This is a genomic window from Marinactinospora rubrisoli (assembly GCF_042664915.1).
Taxonomy (GTDB): domain Bacteria; phylum Actinomycetota; class Actinomycetes; order Streptosporangiales; family Streptosporangiaceae; genus Marinitenerispora; species Marinitenerispora rubrisoli.
The window spans coordinates 235,424-253,624 of sequence record NZ_JBHTBH010000007.1 but is presented as its reverse complement, the minus strand read 5'-3'; the positions used below and the strand labels follow the sequence as shown (position 1 = coordinate 253,624).

General features: G+C 72.4%; 14 protein-coding genes. 2 read left to right on the top strand and 12 right to left on the bottom strand.

Annotation, left to right across the window (positions count from 1 at the left end; translation table 11 throughout):
- Positions 1–83 precede the first annotated feature (83 nt).
- Both ACFQRF_RS16380 and rarD read left to right on the top strand, forming a co-directional pair.
- Complete coding sequence (locus tag ACFQRF_RS16380) at positions 84–2,048, top strand: serine hydrolase domain-containing protein (protein ID WP_379871963.1); 1,965 nt, start codon at positions 84–86, stop codon at positions 2,046–2,048.
- A 131-nt stretch (positions 2,049–2,179) separates the two neighbouring features.
- A complete protein-coding gene (gene rarD / locus ACFQRF_RS16375; protein ID WP_379871962.1) occupies positions 2,180–3,124 on the top strand; it encodes an EamA family transporter RarD in 945 nt (314 codons plus the stop codon).
- Positions 3,125–3,155: 31 nt separating this feature from the next.
- On the opposite strand, the gene ACFQRF_RS16370 is transcribed toward rarD, so the two are convergent.
- The 12 genes from ACFQRF_RS16370 to nuoE all read right to left on the bottom strand — a co-directional run bounded on the left by ACFQRF_RS16370 (position 3,156) and on the right by nuoE (position 18,194).
- Positions 3,156–3,851 carry a PRC-barrel domain-containing protein gene (locus ACFQRF_RS16370; protein WP_379871961.1) on the bottom strand — a complete coding sequence of 232 codons (696 nt, stop codon included), beginning with the start codon at positions 3,849–3,851 and terminating at the stop codon, positions 3,156–3,158.
- Between the two features lie 186 nt (positions 3,852–4,037).
- Complete coding sequence (locus tag ACFQRF_RS16365) at positions 4,038–5,042, bottom strand: polyprenyl synthetase family protein (protein WP_379871960.1); 1,005 nt, start codon at positions 5,040–5,042, stop codon at positions 4,038–4,040.
- Positions 5,043–5,181: 139 nt separating this feature from the next.
- Positions 5,182–6,840 (bottom strand): NADH-quinone oxidoreductase subunit NuoN, encoded by a 1,659-nt coding sequence (gene nuoN / locus ACFQRF_RS16360; protein WP_379871959.1) that lies wholly within the window; start codon positions 6,838–6,840, stop codon positions 5,182–5,184.
- The gene (locus ACFQRF_RS16355; protein WP_379871958.1) at positions 6,837–8,414 is read right to left on the bottom strand and encodes an NADH-quinone oxidoreductase subunit M; all 1,578 of its coding nucleotides are present in this window, start codon (positions 8,412–8,414) and stop codon (positions 6,837–6,839) included. Before ACFQRF_RS16355 ends, nuoN begins: the two co-directional genes overlap by 4 nt.
- 79 nt (positions 8,415–8,493) lie before the next feature.
- Positions 8,494–10,440 carry an NADH-quinone oxidoreductase subunit L gene (nuoL, locus tag ACFQRF_RS16350; protein ID WP_379871957.1) on the bottom strand — a complete coding sequence of 649 codons (1,947 nt, stop codon included), beginning with the start codon at positions 10,438–10,440 and terminating at the stop codon, positions 8,494–8,496.
- A gap of 15 nt (positions 10,441–10,455) precedes the next feature.
- Positions 10,456–10,755: an NADH-quinone oxidoreductase subunit NuoK gene (gene nuoK / locus ACFQRF_RS16345; RefSeq protein ID WP_379871956.1), complete on the bottom strand. Its 300-nt coding sequence runs from the start codon at positions 10,753–10,755 to the stop codon at positions 10,456–10,458.
- Positions 10,743–11,687 carry an NADH-quinone oxidoreductase subunit J gene (locus ACFQRF_RS16340; RefSeq protein ID WP_379871955.1) on the bottom strand — a complete coding sequence of 315 codons (945 nt, stop codon included), beginning with the start codon at positions 11,685–11,687 and terminating at the stop codon, positions 10,743–10,745. Before ACFQRF_RS16340 ends, nuoK begins: the two co-directional genes overlap by 13 nt.
- Positions 11,684–12,253: an NADH-quinone oxidoreductase subunit NuoI gene (nuoI, locus tag ACFQRF_RS16335; RefSeq protein WP_379871954.1), complete on the bottom strand. Its 570-nt coding sequence runs from the start codon at positions 12,251–12,253 to the stop codon at positions 11,684–11,686. Before nuoI ends, ACFQRF_RS16340 begins: the two co-directional genes overlap by 4 nt.
- Positions 12,246–13,625, bottom strand: coding sequence for an NADH-quinone oxidoreductase subunit NuoH (nuoH, locus tag ACFQRF_RS16330; protein ID WP_379871953.1), 1,380 nt, complete (start codon positions 13,623–13,625; stop codon positions 12,246–12,248). Before nuoH ends, nuoI begins: the two co-directional genes overlap by 8 nt.
- Complete coding sequence (locus ACFQRF_RS16325; protein WP_379871952.1) at positions 13,622–16,126, bottom strand: NADH-quinone oxidoreductase subunit G; 2,505 nt, start codon at positions 16,124–16,126, stop codon at positions 13,622–13,624. Before ACFQRF_RS16325 ends, nuoH begins: the two co-directional genes overlap by 4 nt.
- Entirely contained in the window at positions 16,123–17,460 is a 1,338-nt protein-coding gene (gene nuoF, locus ACFQRF_RS16320) for an NADH-quinone oxidoreductase subunit NuoF (protein ID WP_379871951.1), read from the bottom strand. Before nuoF ends, ACFQRF_RS16325 begins: the two co-directional genes overlap by 4 nt.
- On the bottom strand, positions 17,457–18,194 hold the full coding sequence (gene nuoE / locus ACFQRF_RS16315; RefSeq protein WP_379871950.1) for an NADH-quinone oxidoreductase subunit NuoE: 738 nt from the start codon (positions 18,192–18,194) through the stop codon (positions 17,457–17,459). The genes nuoF and nuoE overlap by 4 nt, the downstream gene beginning before the upstream one ends.
- Positions 18,195–18,201 lie beyond the last annotated feature (7 nt).

Here is an 18,201-nt window from a genome sequence, read left to right as displayed (position 1 = left end):
GCGTCTGGGCCGTGGCGTCTCTATGGTCGGTTGTCACATCGGAGCGCCGACGGCGGCGCTCCATCGACCCCTGGAGCCGCGCGGTGCCTCAACGTCCTCCCCCACTCGGGGTCCTGCTGCGCGGACTCCTGGCCGTCGCGCTGCTCCTCCCGGCCGTCATGGGCGCCGACCCGGCGTCCGCCGCGGTCGCGGACGATCTGGGCGGTCAGCCGCTGACCGAGCGGAACGTGCGCGCGTTCCTCGACCGGCGGGTGCCCGAGCTGCTGGCCGCGCAGCGGGTGCCGGGGGCCGCGGTCGTCGTGGTGAGCGGCGGCCGGCAGCTCGTGGCGGAGGGCTACGGCGTCGCCGACGTCGACTCCGCGGTCCCCGTGGACCCGGCCGGCACCGCGTTCCCGCTGGACTCGGTGACGAAGTCGCTGACCGCCACCGCCGTCATGCAGCAGGTCGAGCAGGGCCGCCTGGACCTCGACGCCGACGTCAACGACTACCTCACCGGCTTCCGGATCGCGGACACCTATCCGGGGGAGCCGGTCACGCTGCGGCGGCTCCTCACCCATACCGCCGGGTTCGAGGAGACGCTCACCGGCATGCTCGGCCAAAGCCCGGAGGACCGCCGCAGTCCCGGCGCGTACCTGGCGGAGCACCAGCCGGAGCGTGTCTATCCGCCCGGCCGGGTGGCCGCATATTCCAACTACGGCTACATACTGGCCGGCCACCTGGTCGAGATCGCCTCCGGGCAGCCGTTCGAGGAGTACGTGACCGAGCACGTGCTGCGCCCCCTCGGCATGCGCGACACCGTGGTGGGCCAGCCGGATGAGGCGGCGCGGCGGCTCGACCTGGCCCGGACCTACACACCCGACGGCGACGGGCAGCGGCCGGTCGGCCGCGTCGTCGACAACTCGGTCCCCGCGGGCGGCGGTTACGCCACGGTGACCGACGTCGGGCGGTATCTGCTCGCCCAGCTCGGCGACGGCCGCCTGGGAGACGCCGTCGTGCTGAGCCCGGAGAGCGCCGGGGCCATGCGCAGCGCCCGGTTCCAGGCGCACCCGGCGCTGCCCGGCACCGGGTTCGGCTTCCAGGAGAGCCCTTCCTCCGCGGACGCACCGCGGACCGGCCACGGCGGCGACGGCCCGGGGTCGCACGGCAGGTTCCAGCTCTTCCCGGACGGGGACGCGGGCATCTACGTGGTGGCCAACGGCGACGGCAGGCCGAGCCGCGACGGGCTGCTCCGCGACATCGTCGTCAAGGAATTCGCCGAGCGGTTCTTCCCCGAGGGGCGCAGTGACCCGTCCGCCCTGCCCACCGGGCGCTCGGACCTGGCCGGGGTCGCCGGCAGCTACGTCACTGCGCGGATGAGCCGCTCCGAGTTCATTCGGGCCCTGCTGATGATGGATCACGTCGACGTCGACGTGACCGCCGACGGGTCGCTGACGGTCGACGGCACGGCCTGGGTCCCGCACGGGCCGGATCTGTTCCGGCACGAGCGGCGTCTGCTCGCTCTCATCCGGGGCGACGACGGCCGGGTCATCGGCCTGGCCTACAGCGCGGATCCGGCCACCGCCTACCTCAGGGCGCCGTGGTACGCCGCGCCGGGCGTCCTGGCCGGCGCCGCCGCGGCGGGCCTGCTGCTCCTGCTGTCGACGTTGGTGTGGCCGGCCGCCGCCCTGGCGCGCCGCCTCCGCCGACGGCCGGCCGCGCCGCTCCGGCGTGTGCCGCTGCTGGCCCGGATCCTGGCCGGTCTCACCGCGGCGCTCGCCTGGCTGCTCCTGGTCCTGCTGTGGCACATCCGCACGGACATCAGTGGTTCGCTTCCGGCGCTGGCGGCGGAGTTCCCGTTGCCGTTGCTGCCGCTCACCGCCGCCGCGCCGCTGACCGCGGGCGTGCTGGTGTGCGCGGTCCGGGCGTGGCGGCAGCGGTGGTGGCGACCGGCCGGGCGGGTGCACTACACGGCCGTGGCCGTGGGGGCGGTCCTGGTGCTGGCAGCGGGGTACGCGGCGGGTCTCGGCTGGCCGAACCTGCCGGGCTGGTTCCCGCCGCTGCCGGCCTGAGCACGTGGCGGAACATCCGGGAAGCGGCGGCCGCCGCCCGGGTCTCCGGATGCCGGCGGGCCGGCCACTAAACGCATAAGTTAAGAAAAGCTACACATTATAGCGGCGAAATGTGTCGTATGCTAAACATCGTGTCTGAATCCAACCGAGGTGTACTCTTCGGTGCCAGCGCGTACCTGATGTGGGGTCTTTTCCCCCTCTACTGGCCGCTCCTCGCCCCCTCCGGGGCGGTCGAGATTCTCGCGCACCGCATGATGTGGTCCCTCCTCACCGTCCTCGGCATCCTCGCGCTGCGCCGGCACTGGCGCTGGTTCGCCGCCGTCCTGCGCAACCCCCGGCAGATGCTGCTGCTGACCGGCGCCGCGCTGATGATCACCGCCAACTGGGGGGTGTTCATCTACACCGTGAACAGCGGGCACACCCTCCAGGCCGCCCTCGGCTACTTCATCAATCCGCTGGTGAGCGTGGTGCTCGGCGTCGTCGTCTTCTCAGAGCGGCTGCGGCGCGCCCAGTGGGCCGCCGTGGGCCTCGGCACGGTGGCCGTGGCCGTGCTCACGTTCGACTACGGCGCGCCGCCGTGGATGGCGCTCGCCATGGCGCTGACGTTCGCGGGCTACGGCGTGCTGAAGAAGTTCGTCCGGCTCGACGGGGTGGAGAGCCTCACCGTCGAGACCATCGTGATGTTCCTGCCCGCGCTCGGCTACACGCTCGTGCTCTACGCCACGGGCGACGGGACGTTCGGTCAGGTCTCCGCCGGGCACACGGCGCTGCTGGTCGGTTCCGGCCTCGTCACCGCCATCCCGCTGCTGTGCTTCGGAGCGGCGGCGTTCCGGGTCCCGCTGAGCATGCTGGGCCTGCTGCAGTTCATCGCGCCGGTGCTGCAGTTCCTCATCGGATGGCTGGTGTACGGCGAGGACATGCCGGCCAGCCGCTGGATCGGCTTCGCGTTCGTGTGGGCCGCCCTCACGGTGTTCGCGGTCGACCTGGCGGCCAGTGCCCGGCGGTCCGCGCGCGGAACCCCGCCGGATCCGGCCGGGGCCGCCGCGCAGGCGGTCGCGGCGCCCGGCCGCGGTTGATCGCGGCGCGCGGCCCACGGCCGCCTCGGGGCTATTCTTCCGGGTGGCCGTAGCCGCGTCCGCCCGATTCGCCCCGCTGGTAGGCCCGCGGCCCGGGCTTGCGGTAGGCGCTGCCGTGCGGGGTGACGTCGCGCATCTCCGCGCGGGGCCGCGGCGGCTGCGGGGACTCGGTGGGCGTCGCCCCGGCCGGACGTCCCTCGGGCACCCCTTCGTCGAAGGTCTCGCGAATGGCCTCGTGCGCCAGCGACGACCGCTCCGGGCCCGGTTCCGTCGGCGGCGGTTCGGTCGCGGCGGGCTCCTCGGCGGCCGGGACATCGGTGATGTCGTCCGACTCCGGCATCCCCGGGGGCTCGCTGAGCGGCCCGGCCGGCGCGCCCCAGCTCTCGCGTGTGGCGGACACCTGGCCCGGGCTCTCCGGCTCCAGTCCGTAGTGCTGGTAGACGCGGTCCTCCTGCTCCACCGAGATGTGCTGGTCGATGTCGAAGCTCGGCGCGCGCCGGATGGTGTCCTTGTCGTACGGGACCTGGAGGTCGCTCCGCACGGTCCGCGCGCCCTGCAGCGGCACGAAGTTCTCCCGGGTGCCGAGGAAGCCGGACCGCACCGTGACCCACTTCGGGGCGTCCGTCTGGTCGTCGAAGTAGACCTGGCCGATCTTTCCGACGCTGTTGCCCTGCCGATCGAGCAGTCGGTGGCCGATGAGCCGCTGCGCTCCGAACTGCGCTGCCACGGCGATCACTCCCCCCAAGCCGGTTCCTCGCCGGGCCCGGACGGCGCGGGGCCGGGCCGCACCTGGCCTCCCGCCCGGTTCCAAGTCCGGCCTACCCGGTGTGGGGGGAGCGGAATGCGGGCCTTACCGGTCGTGTACCGAATCCGGGGGGCGTGTTGACCCGGCCTGGAGCCGGGGGAGGAACGCTCAGCCGGAGCGGCGCTCGACGTAGTCGCACAGCGCCGCGAAAGCGTCCCGCGGCGCGCTGGCGGGCAGGGTGGCGAGTTCGGCGCGCGCCCGATCCGCCCACGCCCGCAGGTCGCCGCGCGCGGCCTCCATGGCCGGGTGGGCGCGCAGCAGCCGCAGCGCCTCGTCGGCCTCCGCCTCGTCCAGCGGGCGCCCGAGCAGCGCGCGCAGCCGGGCGTGCTCCGGCTCGGTGCCGCGCAGGGCGTACAGCATCGGCAGGGTGAGCACCCCCTCGCGCAGGTCGGTGCCCGGCGTCTTGCCGGACTCGGCCGTCTCGCTGGCCACGTCGAGGATGTCGTCGGAGAGCTGGAAGGCCATGCCGAGCGCGTCGCCGACCCGGGTGATGGTGTCGACGACCGTCTCGTCGGCACCGCCGAACATGGCGCCGAACCGGGCGGAGGTGGCGATCAGCGAGGCGGTCTTGTCGGCGATCACCTGCAGGTAGTGCTCCAGCGGGTCGGCGCCGGCGGTCGGCCCGGCCGTCTCCAGGACCTGCCCCTGGACCAGCCGCGCGAAGGTGCGGGCCTGCAGCCGGACGGCGTCGGCACCGAGGTCGGCGAGCATCTCCGAGGCGCGCGCCACCACGTAGTCGCCGGTCAGGATCGCGATGGAGTTGCCCCACCGGGTGTTGGCGCTGGGCTCGCCCCGCCGCAGCTCGGCCTCGTCCATGACGTCGTCGTGATACAGGGTGGCGACGTGCGTGAGCTCGACGACCGCCGCTGCCGGGATGATCCCGGCGTTGGCGGGGTCACCGAACCGCGCCGCCAGCAGGACGAGCGTGGCCCGGAACCGCTTCCCCCCGGCGGACAGCAGGTGGCCGGCGGCGTCCGCGAGCAGCGGATTGCTCGCGTCGACGGTGTCCCGCAGCACCTTCTCGACACGGTCCAGTCCGGCCTGGACCTCCCGGGCGAGGGCCTTGTCGATACTCGGCAGAGCGAGGAAACCGCTCGGGACAGCACCGCTCACCAGAAAGCTCCACACGTCAGCAGGGCGCGCGATATCCCCTCACCGGGCATATCGCGCGCTCTCGGGATGAACAAATCCGACTAGCCAAGTTAGCGGACCCGAATTGATCAGCCAAAGCCACTCTCCGGGTCCGCGTGCCTCACCGGATCGCGAACAGTTCGGCCGGCGCCGCGGGGGCACCGCCCGGAGCCTCGGCCGTCTCCGCCGCCCCGGCCCCCGGGGACAGGTGGGCGAGCACCGGCCCGGGGAAGATCCCGAGCACCAGGGTCGCGACGACCCCGAGCCCGATCACGCCGCCGGTGAACCGTCCCGGCCGCAGCACCCGCGGCTGCGTCGAGGCCGGCTCGGCGAAGAACATCAGCACGATGATCCGGACGTAGAAGAACGCCGTCACGGCGCTGCTCAGCACGCCCACCACCACGAGCGGGGTGGCACCGGCCGAGACCGCCGCCTCGAACACCGCGAACTTGCCGATGAACCCGCTCGTCAGCGGGATGCCGGCGAAGGCGAGCAGGAACAGCCCGAGCGAACCCGCGAGCAGCGGCGACGTACGGCCCAGCCCGGCCCACGTCGCGAGGTCGCCGGACTCGGCGCCGCCCTCGTGCACCCGCACCAGGGTGACGACCGCGAACGCGCCCACCGTGGTGAATCCGTAGGCCGCGAGGTAGAACATGGCACCCGCCAGCCCCTCGGGGCTGGCCGCCACGACCGCGGTCAGCACGAACCCGGCGTGCACCACGGAGGAGTAAGCCAGCAGCCGCTTGATGTCGCGCTGGGTGACGGCGACGACGGCGGCCAGCACCATGGTCAGCACCGCGACCACCCACATCATCGGCCGCCACTGCTCCACCGATCCGCCGAAGGCCACGTAGAAGACCCGCAGCAGCGCGCCGAACGCCGCGACCAGGGTGCCCGACGCCATGAGCGCGGTGATCGGGGTGGGCGCCCCCTGGTACACGTCCGGCTTCCAGTTGTGGAACGGGACCGCGCCGACCTTGAACAGCAGGCCGACGCCGACCAGGGCGATCCCGAGCAGCAGCAGCGGGCCGCCGCCAGGCAGCGCCCCGGCACCGCCGGCGTCGACCGTCTCGCGGATGACGGCGAAGTTCACCGAACCGGCGTAGCCGTACACCATCGCGATGCCGAACAGGAAGAACGCCGAGGAGAACGCGCCGAGCAGGAAGTACTTGACCGCCGCCTCCTGCGAGAACAGCCGCCGTCGGCGGGCCAGCCCGCACAGCAGGTACAGCGGCAGGCTCATGACCTCCAGGGCGATGAACATCGTGAGGAAGTCGTTGGACGCCGGGAACAGCAGCATGCCCAGCACCGCGAACAGCACCAGCGGGTAGACCTCGGTGTGCTGGGAACCGGCGATCACGTGCGCCCGCTCCTCTTCGCTGCCGGGCACCGTGGCGGCCTGCGCGGCGAAGGAGCTCTCCCCCCGGTGCTCGGCCACCAGCAGCAGGCTGGCGATGGCCATGACGAGGATGGTGCCCTGGAAGAACAGCGTCGGCCGGTCCACCGCCAGGCTGGCCGAGGCGACCGTCAGGCCGGCGCCGTCGGCGGGCAGCAGTCCCACCCGCAGCACGGTGAGCACGAAGGCCACCACCAGGGCGACCGCCGCCAGCCCGAACTGGACCGCCCGGCGTCGCTGCCGCGGCACGAACGCCTCGACGAGGACGCCGAGGACGCCGGCCGCGAAGACGACCAGCAGCGGCGCGAGCAGCGCGTAGTCGATGTGCGGCGGCTGCGTGGTGATGACCGGCGCGGCGAGCGCGGCGTGGGGCAGCGGGCTCACTCGCTCGCTCCTTCCTGGCTGTTGGCGGCCTGGTCGACGTGCCCGAGCGCCGGGGCGGGGTCGGAGACCCCGACCTGCCGCATGGTGTGCTCGACCGCCGGGTTGATGACGTCCAGCATGGGCTTGGGGTAGACCCCGAAGGCGACGATGACCGCGATCAGCGGCCCGACCGCCCACAGCTCGCGTCCCGACAGGTCCCGCAACCGGGACAGCGCGGACGGCAGCGGGCCCGTCATGGTGCGCTGGTACATCCACAGGATGTAGAGCGCGGCCAGGACCACGCCGACGCTGGCGATGATCGCCGGCACCGGGGAGAAGGCGAACGTGCCGACGAATACCAGGAACTCGCTCACGAACGGCGACAGGCCGGGCAGCGCGAGGCTGGACAGCCCCGCCACCAGGAAGACGCCGGCCAGCAGGGGCGCCTGCTTCTGCACACCCTGGTAGTCGGCGATCGCGCCGGTCCCGTGCCGGGCGATCAGGAACCCGGCCACCAGGAACAGCGCGCCGGTGGAGAACCCGTGGTTGATCATGTACAGCGCCGCGCCGGACTGCCCCTGGGAGGTCATGGCGAAGATGCCCAGCGTGATGAAGCCGAAGTGCGAGATCGACGTGTAGCCGATGAGCCGCATCATGTCGGTCTGCCCGATCGCCAGCACCGCGCCGTAGACGATGCTGACCAGGCTGAGCACCACGACCGGCCAGACGAACCACCGGGCGGCCTCGGGGAACAGCTCCAGGCAGTAGCGCAGCATCCCGTAGGTGCCGACCTTGTCCAGCACGCCGACCAGCAGCACCGCGGTTCCGGGCCGCGAGGAACCGGCGGCGCCGGGCAGCCAGGTGTGCACCGGCCACATCGGCGCCTTGATGGCGAAGGCCACGAAGAAGCCGAGGAACAGCCAGCGGGCGGCCGACGGGTCGAGTCCGGCCAGCCCGCCCCCGGTGCCGACGAGGTCGGACCACAGGAAGGTGCCGCCCAGCGCGTAGACGCCGATGACGGCGACGAGCATGAGCAGACCGCCGAACAGGCTGTACAGCAGGAACTTCACGGCGGCCCGCCGCCGCTCGGCGCCCCGGCCGTACCGGCCGATCATGAAGTAGACCGGAATCAGCATCGCCTCGAACAGGACGTAGAACAGGAAGACGTCCATGGCGGCGAAGACGCCGATCATCATGGCTTCGAGCAGCAGGATCAGCGCGAAGTAGCCGTTGCCGGAACCGGACGCGGCCTGCGCGCCGCTCCCGCCGTTCTCGTCCCGCTCCCGCCACGCGGCCAGCACGACGAGCGGCACCAGCAGCGCCGAGAGGACGATCAGCAGCAGCGCGATACCGTCCACGCCGACGGCGTAGTACACCCCGAACTGCGGGATCCACGGCACGGTCTCCTCGAACTGGAACCGTGGGCCCGAGGGGTCGAAGTTCAGCGCCATCACGAGGACGAGCGCCAGCGTGACCAGCGTGACGCCGAGCGTCAGCCGCCGGCCCAGCTCGGCCCGCTCGCGGGGCAGCAGCGCGACGGCCAGCGCGCCCAGTGCCGGCAGCGCGATGGCGAGTGTCAGCCAGGGGATGGACATTCAGGACCTCACGTGCTGGAAGGGGACTGGCCGGCCGCTCGGGCCGCTGGACCTGCGGTCGGGACCGCCGTGCCGTTGCCTAGACAAGGTTCACCCCCAGCAGGGCGACGACCACCGCCGCGCCGAACAGCATCGTCAGGGCGTAGCTGCGCGCGAAGCCGGTCTGCATGCGGCGCAGCCCCTCCGAACCGTCGCGGACGGTGCGTGCCACGCCGTCGACCGCGCCGTCGACCACCGCCTCGTCGAAGCGCACCGCCGCGGCCGTGACCGCCTGTCCGGGCCGCATGAACAGTCCTTCGTTGATGGCGTTGCCGTACAGCTCGTTGCGGGCGGCCACCGTGACGAAGCCGCCGCGCGGCGCGGTCTGCGGGACCGGGGCCCGGCCGTAACGCAGCCAGGCGAACGCGACACCGGCCACCATGAGGCCGAACGCGGCCAGGCTGCTCCAGCTCGTCAGCATCGTGGCGAGGCTGAACTCGTGGTGCTCGGCCGCGCCCACGACCGGCGCCAGGAACGTCGCGAAGCGGTAGCCGAACACCAGCAGCCCGCCGAGCGCCACCGAGCCGATCGCGAGGACCACCATCGGCACCGTCATGCTGCGCGGCGACTCGTGCGGGTGCGCGCCGGCCGCCCAGCGCCGCTCGCCGAAGAAGGTCATGAACATCACGCGCGACATGTAGAACGCGGTGAGACCGGCGCCCAGGAGGGCGGCCCAGCCCAGGATCTGCCCGGTGACCCCGCCCGAGGCGAACGCGGCCTCGATGATGCCCTCCTTGGTCCACCACCCCGACAGGAAGGGGAACCCGATGATGGCGAGGTAGCCGATCCCGAAGGTGGCGTAGGTGACCGGCATCGCCGTGCGCAGCCCGCCGTAGCGGCGCATGTCCACCTCGTCGTTCATGCCGTGCATGACCGAGCCGGCGCCGAGGAACAGCCCGGCCTTGAAGAAGCCGTGCGTGACGAGGTGGGCGATGGCCGCGGCGTAGCCGAGGGGGCCCAGCCCGGCGGCCAGCGTCATGTAGCCGATCTGGCTCATCGTCGAACCGGCCAGCGCCTTCTTGATGTCGTCCTTGGCGCAGCCGATGATCGCGCCGGCGAGCAGCGTGGCGGCTCCCACGATCGTCACCACGAGCTGCGCGACCGGCGCCGCCTCGAAGATCGGCCCGGACCGCACGATCAGGTAGACGCCCGCGGTGACCATGGTGGCCGCGTGGATCAGCGCCGAGACGGGCGTCGGGCCCTCCATGGCGTCCAGGAGCCACGCCTGCAGCGGCAGCTGGGCGGACTTCCCGCAGGCGCCGAGCAGGAGCAGCAGGCCGATGGCCGTGGTCACGACGGGCCCCGCCTCGCCGGCCGAGGCGAAGACCGGGGTGAAGGCGAACGTCCCGAAGGTGCCGAACATCAGCATGATGGCGATGAGCAGCCCCATGTCGCCGACCCGGTTGATGAGGAACGCCTTCTTGGCCGCCACCGCCGCCGACGGCTTGTGCTGCCAGAACCCGATGAGCAGGTAGGACGCCAGGCCGACGCCCTCCCAGCCGAGGAAGAGCAGCACGAAGTTGTCGGCGAGCACCAGCACCAGCATGGCGGCCAGGAACAGGTTCAGGTAGGCGAAGAACCGCCGCCGGTTCGGGTCCTCGGCCATGTAGCCGACCGAGTAGATGTGGATCAGCGATCCGACGCCCGTGATGAGCAGCGCGAACGTGATCGACAGTGGGTCGATCAGCAGGCTGACGTCGATCGTGAGCGAGCCCGTCGTCAGCCACTCGAAGACGTGCACCGACCTGCTGCGCTCCGCGGCGGGCAGCCCGAGCAACTGGATCAGCGAGAGCACGGCCCACGCGAAGCCCGCCAGTGACGCCGTGACGGCGAGCCAGTGCCCCCAGGAGTCGGTGCGCCGCCCGCCGAGCAGCAGGATCGCGGCGCCGGCGAGCGGGAACGCGATCATGAGCCAGGCGGTGGAGTGGACCACCCCGTCGGCCGCCGCGGTGACCGCGTGCGGCTCCGCGGCTAGGTATGACAGCACGTCCGGCCCGCCTCTCTAGTGCCTGAGCAGGTTGGCGTCATCGACCGACGCCGACCTGCGTGTCCGGAAGACCTGCATGATGATCGCCAGGCCGACGACGACCTCGGCCGCCGCCACGACCATCACGAAGAACGCGATGACCTGGCCCTCGATGTTGCCGTGCATGCGCGCGAAGCTGACGAACGCCAGGTTGCAGGCGTTGAGCATCAGCTCCACGCACATGAAGACGATGATCGCGTTGCGCCGCACCAGGACGCCGACCGCGCCGATCGTGAAGATGATCGCCGCCAGCGCGATGTAGTTCATCGGGTCCACGAGCGCCCCGCTCCCTGTCCGCCTGCCGGGTCGCCGTCACGGTCGGCGCCGTTCGGCGCCGGCACGCCCGGCTCCCCGTCCTCCTCGTCCTCACCCGCACGCACGGCGCGGCCCTCCTTCGAGGTGGCCGAGTCCGAGGCGCCCCCGGGCTCCGGCATGATGCCCAGCCGCACGTCGTCCGGCACCTGCGACTGGTACCGCGGGTCGCGCGCCGCGAGCACCGGGTTCAGGGACAGCTCCGAGACCGAGCCGTCGGGCAGCAGCGCGGGCATGTCGATCGCGTTGTGCCGGGCGTAGGTGCCGGGGCCGGGCAGCGGAGGCATGTGGTCGCTGTGGACGCGCTCGCGTGCCAGGTCCTTCTGGGTGCGCCGGCGCTTCAGGCGCTCGGCGTGCGCCAGCACCAGCCCGCCCAGGACCGCGGTGACCAGCAGCGCACCGGTGGCCTCGAAGGCGATCACGTAGCGGTAGATGATCTCGCCGGCGATCCACGGCACGTTGCCGCCCGCCGCCGCGGTGCCCGCCGCGAGTCCGGCGGGCTCGCCGACCGCGATCCGGGTCAGGCCGAGGCCGAGCGCGCCCAGGAAGCACACCCCGATGACGGCGGTGAGCGCCCGCTGCCCGCGGATGGTCTCCACCAGGGAGTCCGCCGAGCTGACGCCCACGAGCATCAGCACGAACAGGAAGAGCATCAGCACGGCGCCGGTGTAGACGACGATCTGCACGACCATCAGGAAGGGCGCCTGGTTGATGCCGTAGAAGGCGGCCAGCCCGATCATCACCACGGCCATCATCAGCGCGGAGTAGACGGGCTTGCGGCTGCACACGACGCCCATTGCGGCGAGCACGACGATGGTGCCGAGGATCCAGAAGGCCGCGCTCTCGGCGCCCGAGATGGGCGCGGCGAGCGTGGTGACCTGTGCCGCCGCGGTCATCGGACGGCCTCGCCGGTCCGGCCGGCCTCGGCGGGCTCGCCGTTCCCACCGGGTGCGGGATCGCCGGAGCGCCCGAGCCGGTAGTAGTCCTCCTCGGTCTCGCCGAGCCGCATCGGGTGCGGCGGCGGCTCCATCCCCTCGCGCAACGGGGCGAGCAGCTGTTCCTTGGTCCAGATCAGGCTCTCGCGGCTGTCGTCGGCGAGCTCGTACTCGTTGGTCATCGTGAGCGCCCGGGTGGGGCACGCCTCGACGCACAGGCCGCACAGGATGCAGCGCAGGTAGTTGATCTGGTAGACGCGGCCGTACCGTTCACCGGGCGAGAACCGGGCGTCCTCGGTGTTGTCGCCGCCCTCCACGTAGATGGCGTCGGCCGGGCACGCCCAGGCGCACAGCTCGCAGCCGATGCACTTCTCCAGGCCGTCCGGCCAGCGGTTGAGCTGGTGCCGCCCGTGGAAGCGCGGCATCGTGGGCGCCTTCACTTCGGGGTACTCGACGGTGTCGACCTTCTTGAACATGGTGTGGAAGGTGACACCGAACCCCTTCACGGGGTTGAGCCAGTCAAGCACCGGTAACCTCCTCACGCTTGTCGGTCGGGGCGGCCGCGGCCGGCCGCGAGGAGCGGAGCTCCTCGGCCGGGACGCTGCTGCCGTAGTGGGGGGCGTCCAGCGGCGGTACGGGGAACCCGCCGTGCATGGGGTCGTCGCGCAGCGCCCGCATCCGTTCGGCCTGCTCGGCGTCCTCGGCGGCGCGCCGCCGTTCCGCGGCCCGGCTCCAGGCGATCAGGGCCGCCAGGGTCACCACGAAGAAGCCGAGGATGACGGCGCCCAGCGCCACGGGCGGGGCGCCCTCGTTGCGCATCACCCGGATGACGGCGACGGCGGTGATCCACACCAGCTGCACCGGGATGAGGAGCTTCCAGCCGAGCTGCATCAGCTGGTCGTAGCGGACCCGGGGCAGCGAGCCGCGCAGCCAGATGAACACGAACATGACCGCGAGGAACTTCAGCAGCCACCACAGCACCGGCCACCAGCCCTCGTTCGCGCCGGGCCAGAAGGTGGTGATGGGCGGCGGCGCGAGGTAGCCGCCGAGGAACAGCGTCACCGACAGCGCCGCGACCGTCACCATGTTCACGTACTCGGCGAGGAAGAACAGCAGGAACTTCATCGACGAGTACTCGGTCATGAAGCCGCCGACCAGCTCGCCCTCGCCCTCGGCGAGGTCGAACGGCAGCCGGTTGGTCTCGCCCACCATGGTGATCAGGTAGATCACGAACGAGGGGAAGAGCACGACCGCGAACCAGACCGGCCGCTGGGCGTCGACGATCTCCGACGTGCTGAGCGTCCCGGCGTAGATGAACACCGCCACGAAAGACAGGCCCATGGCGATCTCGTAACTGATGACCTGCGCCGAGGCCCGCAGCCCGCCGAGCAGCGGGTAGGGCGACTGCGAGGCCCAGCCGGCGAGCACGATCCCGTAGACGCCGATGGAGGCGGTGGCGAGAACCAGCAGGACCGCGATGGGCAGGTCGGTGAGCTGCAGCGGCGTCTGCACGCCGAACATCGACACCTCGGGCCCGACCGGGATCACGGAGAAGGCCATGAACGCCGGGATCGCGGAGATCATCGGTGCCGCGATGTAGACCAGCCGGTCCACCTTGCGGGGGATCAAATCCTCCTTGAGGGAGAGCTTCACCCCGTCGGCGAGCGACTGCAGCAGGCCCCACGGCCCGAAGCGGTTCGGGCCGTGCCGCTGCTGCATCCGGCCCATGACCTTGCGGTCCGCCATGATCATCAGGATCACGCAGACCATGAGGAAGACGAAGATCACCAGTGCCTTGATCAGGGTGATCCACCACGGGTCGGTGCCGAACGCGGCGAATCCGGGGTCGGCCGCCGCGAGCGCGCCGCCGGCCCGTGGTCCCACCGTCTCGGGAATCATCGCTCGCTCCCCGTGTTCGTCGCCGGCGCCGCCGCGCCGGACCCGCCCTGTCCGTCCGTGCCGTCGTCGACGGCCAGCGTCACCACGTCCCCGGCGCCGGCGCCCAGGTCGGCCCGCACCGAGCAGTCGCGGGCGTCGGTCGGCAGCCAGACGACCCGGTCCGGCATGTCCGTGACCACGGCGGGCGCGCTGACCGAGCCGTACGGCCCGGTGACCCGCACCCGTCCGCCGTCGGCCAGCCCGATCTCGGCCGCGGTGGCGGCCGAGAGCTGGGCGACGGTGGGCCGCGCGGTGCCGGCCAGGTACGGCTCACCGTCCTGCATCCGGCCGCGGCCGAGCAGCCGGCTCCAGGTGGCGAGCACCGCCTGGCCGCGCTCCGGCGCGGCGGCGGGGGCGGAGCGGACCAGCGGGTCGGGCACTCGCTCGCCGGTCCAGGTCCCGAGCCGAGCCAGTTCGCGGCGGGCCGCCGCGGCGTCGGGCAGCCCCAGGTGCACGTCCATCGCGTCGGCGATCGCACCGAGCACCCGGAGGTCGGACAGCGTTCCGGGGATCTTCAGCGCGTCGTCGAAGGGCCGCTCCCGGCCCTCCCAGTCGAGGAAGGTGCCGGACTTCTCGGCCACGGCCGCGACCGGGAGCACCACGTCGGCGCGGTCGGTGACGTTGCCGGCGCGCAGTTCGAGGCTGACCACGAAGGGCACCCGCGCCAGCGCGGCGCGCGCGGCCCGCGGGTCGGGGAGATCGTCGAGGTCCACCCCGGCGATCAGCAGGGCGTCGAGCTCACCGGCCGCCGCCGCGGCGAGGATGCCGGCGGTGTCGCGTCCCTCGGCGGCCGGCAGTTCCCCGGCGGCCCAGAGCCGGGCGACTTCGGCGCGAGCGGTGGCGTCGGCGACGGGGCGGCCGCCGGGCAGCAGGTTCGGCAGCGCCCCGGCCTCCACGGCGCCGCGTTCGCCGGCCCGGCGCGGGATCCAGGCGAGCTGGGCGCCGGTGCGGTCGGCGAGCCGGGCGACCGCCGAGAGCGCCCCGGGCACCTCGCCGAGCCGCTCGCCGGCGAGGATGACCGCCCCTGGTTCGCGCAGCGCCTCCAGGGCGTCGGCGGCGATCTCGCGGAGGCCGTCGAGGGCGCGCGCCTCGTCGCCCGGAGCGGTGCGGACGAGGGTGCCACGTACCTTGGCGAGGCCGCGGCTTACGAACGGGGCGAGCGAGAACACCCGCAGCCGCTTCTTCCGCACGGCCTTGCGCAGCCGGAGGAAGACGACCGGGGACTCCTCTTCCGGCTCGAACCCGGCCAGCAGCACCGCCGGTGCCTGTTCCAGATCCTCGTACCGAACGGCCAGGCCGGTTCCGGCGACCCGGGCGGCCAGGAAGTCGGCCTCCTCGGCGGAGTGCGGGCGGGCCCGCATGTCGATGTCGTTGGTGTGCAGGGCGGCCCGCGCGAACTTGGCGTATGCGTAGGCGTCCTCGACGGTCAGCCGACCGCCGGTCAGGACCCCGACCCGGCCGCGGGCCCGGGCCAGCCCGGCGGCGGCCGTGGCCAGCGCCTCCGGCCATGAGGCGACCTCCAGGGCGCGGCTCTCCTCGTCGCGGACCAGGGGCCGCCGCAGCCGGTCGGGCTGGGTGGCGTAGGTGAAGGCCCAGCGGCCCTTGTCGCAGTTCCACTCCTCGTTGACCTGCGGGTCGTCGCCGGCGAGCCGGCGGGTGACCTTGCCGCGCCGGTGATCGGTGCGCTGGGCGCAGCCGGAGGCGCAGTGTTCGCACACCCCGGCGGTGGAGACCAGGTCGAAGGGGCGGGACCGGAACCGGTAGGCGGCGCCGGTGAGCGCGCCGACCGGGCAGATCTGCACCGTGTTGCCGGAGAAGTAGGACTGGAACGGCTGCCCTTCGGCGATCCCGACCTGCTCCTTCGCGCCGCGCTCCAGCAGCTCGATGAACGGGTCGCCGGCGATCTGCGCGGAGAACCGGGTGCAGCGGGCGCACTGGATGCAGCGCTCCCGGTCGAGCAGCACCTGGGTGGACAGCGCGATCGGCTTGGGGAAGGTGCGCTTGGTCTCGGTGAACCTGGTCTCCCCCTGCCCGGTGGACATGGCCTGGTTCTGCAGCGGGCACTCGCCGCCCTTGTCGCAGACCGGGCAGTCCAGCGGGTGGTTGATGAGCAGGAACTCCATGATCCCGCGCTGCGCCTTCTCCGCCACCGGGGAGGTGAGCTGGGTGCGCACCACCATGCCCTCCATGACGGTGGTGGTGCAGGACGCCTGCGGCTTGGGCATGCCCCGCCCGTTGCCCATGTCGGGGATCTCGACCAGGCACTGCCGGCAGGCGCCGACCGGATCGAGCAGCGGGTGGTCGCAGAACCGCGGGATCTGGATGCCGAGCAGTTCGGCGGCCCGGATGATCAGCGTCCCCTTGGGGACCCGCACCTGGAAGCCGTCGATGGTGACGGTGACCAGATCCTCGGGCGGCACGGCGGGGGTGCCGCCGGAGGTGGTGTTCGTGGTGACGGTCACGGGGTCCGCCCCTCCTTCCGCTCGGTCGTCGCCCACGCCGTGGACCGGCTGTGGTCGAACGGGCAGCCGCCCTGTTCGAGGTGGTCGATGTACTCCTGCCGGAAGTACTTGATGGACGACATCACGGGGCTGGCCGCGCCGTCGCCGAGGGCGCAGAACGAGCGGCCGAGCAGGTTGTCGCAGATGTCCAGCAGCTTGTCCAGGTCGGCCTCGGTGCCGCGGCCGGCCTCCAGCCGGTCCAGGACCTGCACCATCCAGTAGTTGCCCTCGCGGCACGGGGTGCACTTGCCGCAGGACTCGTGCGCGTAGAACTCGATCCACCGGCCGACCGCCCGCACCACGCAGGTGGTCTCGTCGAAGATCTGGAGGGCGCGGGTGCCGAGCATCGACCCGGCCGCGCTCACCGACTCGAAGTCCAGCGGGGTGTCCAGGTGCTCCGCCGTGAAGATCGGCGTGGAGGAACCGCCGGGCGTCCAGAACTTCAGCCGGTGCCCGGCGCGGACGCCACCGGCCATGTCGAGCAGTTCGCGCAGCGTGATCCCGAGCGGGGCCTCGTACTGGCCGGGCCGGGTGACGTGCCCGGACAGCGAGAAGAACCCGAACCCGGCCGACTTCTCGGTGCCCATCGCGGTGAACCAGTCGGCGCCGTTGGCCACGATGCTGGGCACGCTGGCGATCGACTCGACGTTGTTCACCACGGTCGGGGAGGCGTACAGGCCGGCGACCGCGGGGAACGGCGGCTTCAGCCGCGGCTGGCCGCGGTAGCCCTCCAGCGAGTCCAGCAGCGCGGTCTCCTCACCGCAGATGTAGGCGCCCGCTCCGGCGTGCACGACCACGTCCAGGTCGAACCCGCTGCCCAGGATGTCGGTGCCGAGCAGGCCGGCCTCGTACGCCTCGGCGACGGCGTCGCGCAGCCGCCGGATCACGTGCAGCACCTCACCGCGCACGTAGACGAAGGCGAGGTTGCTGCGGATGGCGTAGCTCGCGATGGCGATGCCCTCGACGAGCACGTGCGGGTTGGCCAGCAGCAGCGGGATGTCCTTGCAGGTGCCCGGCTCGGACTCGTCGGCGTTGACGACGAGGTACCGCGGGTTGGGGTTGTCCTTCGGCAGGAAGCCCCACTTCATCCCGGTGGGGAACCCGGCGCCGCCGCGGCCGCGCAGCCCGGAGGACTTGACCAGCTCGACCAGCTCCTCCGGGTCGCGGCCGAGCGCGGTGCGCAGCGCCTGGTAGCCGCCGCCGGCCCGGTAGGCGTCCAGCGTGAACGAGTCGGGCCGGTCCCAGCCGCGGGAGAGCACCGGGGTCAGCCCGGTGGTGGCGTTCGCGGGGCTCATCGGGCCTCCCCCTCGGCGTCGCCGCCGGCGGCGCGGACCGCGGCCGGATCCGGCGCGCTCCACCCGCGTTCGCGGGCCAGCCGGAGTCCGGCCAGCGAGGGCTCACCGGCCTGGACGCCCTCACCGCCGTGCCCGTCGGGGAACCCGGCGAGAACGCGGGACGCCTGCTTCCAGGTGCAGAGCGTGGCGGGTCCGCGGGTCGGCCGCACGTCCCGGCCCAGGCGCAGGTCATCGACCAGGCGTTTGGCGGACTCGGGTGTCTGGTTGTCGAAGAACTCCCAGTTCACCATGACGACCGGCGCGTAGTCGCACGCCGCGTTGCACTCGATGTGCTCCAGCGAGACCCGGCCGTCCTCAGTGGTCTCGTCGTTGCCCACGCCGAGGTGCTCCTTCAGAGCGGCGAAGATCTCGTCACCGCCCATGACGGCGCACAGCGTGTTGGTGCACACGCCGACGTGGTACTCGCCGGTGGGCCGCCGCTTGTACATCGTGTAGAAGGTGACCACGGCCGTGACCTCGGCGGCGGTGATGCCGAGTTGCTCGGCGCAGAACCCGATGCCGGCGGTGCTCACGAAGCCCTCCTCCGCCTGCACCAGGTGCAGAAGCGGCAGCAGGGCCGAGCGCGGCCGTGGGTAGCGCGCGATGATCTCCTTGGCGTCGACCTCCAGCCGGGCGCGCACCTCGTCGGAGAAGCCGCCGGCGGACGCGCTCGCCTGGCCGTCAGTGCTGCTCATGGCTGCC